3 rRNA genes are annotated in these 5398 nt (G+C 55.7%); all 3 read right to left on the reverse strand.

The annotated features are described in order from the left end of the window. Positions 1-8: 8 nt before the first annotated feature. Positions 9-125: ribosomal RNA gene (rrf, locus tag IEX47_RS17780) — 5S ribosomal RNA — on the reverse strand. 100 nt (positions 126-225) lie between these two features. Next, positions 226-3328, reverse strand: a 23S ribosomal RNA gene (locus IEX47_RS17785). A gap of 352 nt (positions 3329-3680) precedes the next feature. Then, positions 3681-5197 (reverse strand): 16S ribosomal RNA (locus tag IEX47_RS17790). Together the 16S, 23S and 5S rRNA genes form the textbook arrangement of a ribosomal RNA operon. Between the last annotated feature and the right edge of the window lie 201 nt (positions 5198-5398).

Raw genomic sequence — 5398 nt, forward strand, 5'->3', positions numbered from 1 at the left:
GAAAAATTGTCCGGCGACGTCCTACTCTCCCACAACCTCCCGGTTGCAGTACCATCGGCGCTGTCAGGCTTAACTTCCGGGTTCGGAATGGGACCGGGTGTTTCCCTGACGCTATGGCCGCCGAAACTCTATGGAGTTAGATCACCAACTCACAAAGCTTCTGGGCTTTGGACTTGGTTCCCGACCGTAACTCGGGAACCACACAGTGGACGCGCAACATCTTTGAGGGACAAGCCCTCGGCCTATTAGTACCGGTCGGCTGGGCATTACTGCTGTACACCTCCGGCCTATCAACCCAGTCATCTACTGGGGGCCTTACCCGGTTAACCCGGTGGGAAACCTCATCTTGAAACGTGCTTCCCGCTTAGATGCATTCAGCGGTTATCACTTCCGAACGTAGCCAACCAGCCGTGCTCCTGGCGGAACAACTGGCACACCAGAGGTTCGTCCATCCCGGTCCTCTCGTACTAGGGACAGCCTTTCTCAAGTTTCCTGCGCGCGCGGCGGATAGGGACCGAACTGTCTCACGACGTTCTAAACCCAGCTCGCGTGCCGCTTTAATGGGCGAACAGCCCAACCCTTGGGACCTACTCCAGCCCCAGGATGCGACGAGCCGACATCGAGGTGCCAAACCATCCCGTCGATATGGACTCTTGGGGAAGATCAGCCTGTTATCCCCGGGGTACCTTTTATCCGTTGAGCGACGCCGCTTCCACATGCCAGCGCCGGATCACTAGTTCCGACTTTCGTCCCTGCTCGAGCTGTCACTCTCACAGTCAAGCTCCCTTGTGCACTTACACTCGAAACCTGATTGCCAACCAGGCTGAGGGAACCTTTGAGCGCCTCCGTTACATTTTAGGAGGCAACCGCCCCAGTTAAACTACCCATCAGGCACTGTCCCTGATCCAGATAATGGACCTAGGTTAGACATCTAGTACGACCAGAGTGGTATTTCAACGTTGACTCCACACTAACTGGCGTTAATGCTTCACAGTCTCCCACCTATCCTACACAAGCCGAACCAAACACCAATACCAAACTATAGTAAAGGTCCCGGGGTCTTTCCGTCCTGCCGCGCGTAACGAGCATCTTTACTCGTAGTGCAATTTCGCCGAGTCCACGGTTGAGACAGCGCCCAAGTCGTTACTCCATTCGTGCAGGTCGGAACTTACCCGACAAGGAATTTCGCTACCTTAGGATGGTTATAGTTACCACCGCCGTTTACTGGGGCTTAAGTTCTCAGCTTCGACTTGCGTCTAACCGGTCCCCTTAACCTTCCAGCACCGGGCAGGAGTCAGTCCGTATACATCGTCTTACGACTTAGCACGGACCTGTGTTTTTAGTAAACAGTCGCTTGGGCCTGGTCTCTGCGGCCATCATTGCCTTCTGCAGCAAGTGCATGAACAAATCCGGCCCCCCTTCTCCCGAAGTTACGGGGGCATTTTGCCGAGTTCCTTAACCATGGTTCACTCGATCGCCTTGGTATTCTCTACCTGATCACCTGAGTCGGTTTGGGGTACGGGCGGCGCATAGCTCGCTAGAGGTTTTTCTCGACAGCATAGGATCATCCACTTCACCCCTATGGGCTCCCCATCAGGTCTCAGGCATGCAGATGACGGATTTGCCTATCATCAGCCCTACACCCTTAGCCGTGGTCTACCATCGCCACGGTTGGACTACCTTCCTGCGTCACCCCATCGCTTGCCTACTACCAGGTCGGGTCGTGCGCTACGCACTCCCGCAATCGACCGAAGTCGCTCACGGGGTGTTTCGGGCACTTAGCATCACTGGGTTCAGCATGGGCGCTATTTTGCCGGTACGGGAATATCAACCCGTTGTCCATCGACTACGCCTGTCGGCCTCGCCTTAGGTCCCGACTTACCCAGGGCAGATTAGCTTGACCCTGGAACCCTTGATCATTCGGCGGAGGAGTTTCTCACTCCTCATTCGCTACTCATGCCTGCATTCTCACTCGTGTGCTGTCCACGGCTGGATCACTCCGCCGCTTCAACCCGCACACGACGCTCCCCTACCTATCCATGCAACTGGACCACGAAGGCCTGTCTTACGCATGAATACCATAGCTTCGGTGGATAACTTGAGCCCCGCTACATTGTCGGCGCGGAATCACTTGACCAGTGAGCTATTACGCACTCTTTCAAGGGTGGCTGCTTCCAAGCCAACCTCCTGGTTGTCTGTGCGACTCCACATCCTTTTCCACTTAGTTATCGCTTAGGGACCTTAGCTGATGGTCTGGGCTGTTTCCCTCTCGACTACGGAGCTTATCCCCCGCAGTCTCACTGCCACGCTCTCACTTACCGGCATTCGGAGTTTGGCTAACGTCAGTAACCTTGTAGGGCCCATCGGCTATCCAGTGCTCTACCTCCGGCAAGAAACACGTGACGCTGCACCTAAATGCATTTCGGGGAGAACCAGCTATCACGAAGTTTGATTGGCCTTTCACCCCTATCCACAGGTCATCCCCTCAGTTTTCAACCTAAGTGGGTTCGGTCCTCCACGCGGTCTTACCCGCGCTTCAACCTGCCCATGGATAGATCACTTCGCTTCGGGTCTAGAGCGTGCTACTCAAGCGCCCTATTCGGACTCGCTTTCGCTACGGCTTCCCCACACGGGTTAACCTCGCAACACACCGCTAACTCGCAGGCTCATTCTTCAAAAGGCACGCTGTCACCCACGTAGGGGCTCCAACGGATTGTAGGCACATGGTTTCAGGTACTATTTCACTCCCCGCCAGGGGTACTTTTCACCTTTCCCTCACGGTACTTGTCCGCTATCGGTCACCAAGGAGTATTTAGGCTTAACGGGTGGTCCCGCCAGATTCACACGGAATTTCAGGGGTTCCGTGTTACTTGGGTGTCCATCCACAGAGCCGGTGCCTTACACATACGGGGCTATCACCCTCTACGGCCGACCTTTCCAGGCCAGTTCAGCTTCAACACCGGTTTCTTACTCTGCTCCCCAACGGCAGTTGGAGAAAGATGGATCCCACAACCCCACATGCGCAACGCCTGCCGGCTATCACACGCATATGGTTTGGCCTCTTCCGATTTCGCTCGCCACTACTCTCGGAATCACTTTTGTTTTCTCTTCCTGTGGGTACTGAGATGTTTCACTTCCCCACGTTCCCTCCACGCACCCTATGTGTTCAGATGCGGGTAACTGGACATGACTCCAGCTGGGTTTCCCCATTCGGACACCCCCGGATCAACGCTCGGTTGCCAACTCCCCAGGGCTTATCGCAGGCTCCTACGTCCTTCATCGGCTCTTGGTGCCAAGGCATCCACCATGTGCCCTTAGTAGCTTGTCTTGCTACAAAGATGCTCGCGTCCACTGTGTAGTTCTCAAGATACGGGCGGACCCACCCCGCACCCAGGCATCACACCCGGACTTGGTAGTGGTCCATACGTAGAAGAATCTCAACCCAGACAAAGTCTGGAGCTCGATCCCTCAGGACCCAACAGTGTGCCAAGTTGCTCAACATCGTCACCTCGAGGTTCCACACCCACCACGCAAGCGTGGCGAGTAGTACTGACGAGACGCATCCGCCTCACAACCAACTAATCGACGTTCCACTAGTGAGCAGTGCTGACCCCGAAGAACATGTGTCTTCGAAAGGTAGCGCCCTGGACCGATTGACTCGGCCAGTTAAAGCTCCTTAGAAAGGAGGTGATCCAGCCGCACCTTCCGGTACGGCTACCTTGTTACGACTTCGTCCCAATCGCTCGCCCCACCTTCGACGGCTCCCTCCCACAAGGGGTTAGGCCACCGGCTTCGGGTGTTGCCAACTTTCGTGACGTGACGGGCGGTGTGTACAAGGCCCGGGAACGTATTCACCGCAGCGTTGCTGATCTGCGATTACTAGCGACTCCGACTTCATGGGGTCGAGTTGCAGACCCCAATCCGAACTGAGACCGGCTTTTTGGGATTCGCTCCACCTCGCGGTATCGCAGCCCTTTGTACCGGCCATTGTAGCATGCGTGAAGCCCTGGACATAAGGGGCATGATGACTTGACGTCATCCCCACCTTCCTCCGAGTTGACCCCGGCAGTCTCTTATGAGTCCCCACCATTACGTGCTGGCAACATAAGACGAGGGTTGCGCTCGTTGCGGGACTTAACCCAACATCTCACGACACGAGCTGACGACAGCCATGCACCACCTGTACACCGACTAAAAGGGGCTACATCTCTGCAGCTTTCCGGTGTATGTCAAACCCAGGTAAGGTTCTTCGCGTTGCATCGAATTAATCCGCATGCTCCGCCGCTTGTGCGGGCCCCCGTCAATTCCTTTGAGTTTTAGCCTTGCGGCCGTACTCCCCAGGCGGGGCGCTTAATGCGTTAGCTGCGGCACGGAACACGTGGAATGTGTCCCACACCTAGCGCCCAACGTTTACGGTGTGGACTACCAGGGTATCTAATCCTGTTCGCTCCCCACACTTTCGCTCCTCAGCGTCAGGTAATGCCCAGAGAACCGCCTTCGCCACCGGTGTTCCTCCTGATATCTGCGCATTTCACCGCTACACCAGGAATTCCGTTCTCCCCTGCATACCTCTAGTCTGCCCGTATCGGAAGCAGGCTCGGAGTTAAGCTCCGAGTTTTCACTCCCGACGCGACAAACCGCCTACGAGCCCTTTACGCCCAATAATTCCGGACAACGCTCGCACCCTACGTATTACCGCGGCTGCTGGCACGTAGTTGGCCGGTGCTTCTTCTGCAGGTACCGTCACTTTCGCTTCGTCCCTGCTGAAAGAGGTTTACAACCCGAAGGCCGTCATCCCTCACGCGGCGTTGCTGGATCAGGCTTTCGCCCATTGTCCAATATTCCCCACTGCTGCCTCCCGTAGGAGTCTGGGCCGTGTCTCAGTCCCAGTGTGGCCGGTCACCCTCTCAGGCCGGCTACCCGTCGAAGCCTTGGTGAGCCATTACCTCACCAACAAGCTGATAGGCCGCGAGCCCATCCTTCACCGCCAGAACTTTCCACCACACCAGATGCCAGGCGTGGTCATATCCGGTATTAATCACCGTTTCCGGTGGCTATCCCAGAGTGAAGGGCAGATTGCTCACGTGTTACTCACCCGTTCGCCGCTCGTGTACCCCGAAGGGCCTTACCGCTCGACTTGCATGTGTTAAGCACGCCGCCAGCGTTCGTCCTGAGCCAGGATCAAACTCTCCGTTGAAAACAACACCCCACAACCAAAGCTGCGAGGAAAAAGAGATCCCGGCAAGAGACCGAACCCTGACAAAATTGTCAGAATTATCGATTACTTACCAAAGGAACCAGTCCAACCAAACCCCGAAGGATTAAAGTGTCGGACGGGTAAAAATTAATTCGTCGACTTTTGACACACTGTTGAGTTCTCAAGGATCCAGCGCGCACC

The sequence above is a fragment of the Nocardioides phosphati genome, from assembly GCF_014646375.1.
Taxonomy (GTDB): domain Bacteria; phylum Actinomycetota; class Actinomycetes; order Propionibacteriales; family Nocardioidaceae; genus Nocardioides; species Nocardioides phosphati.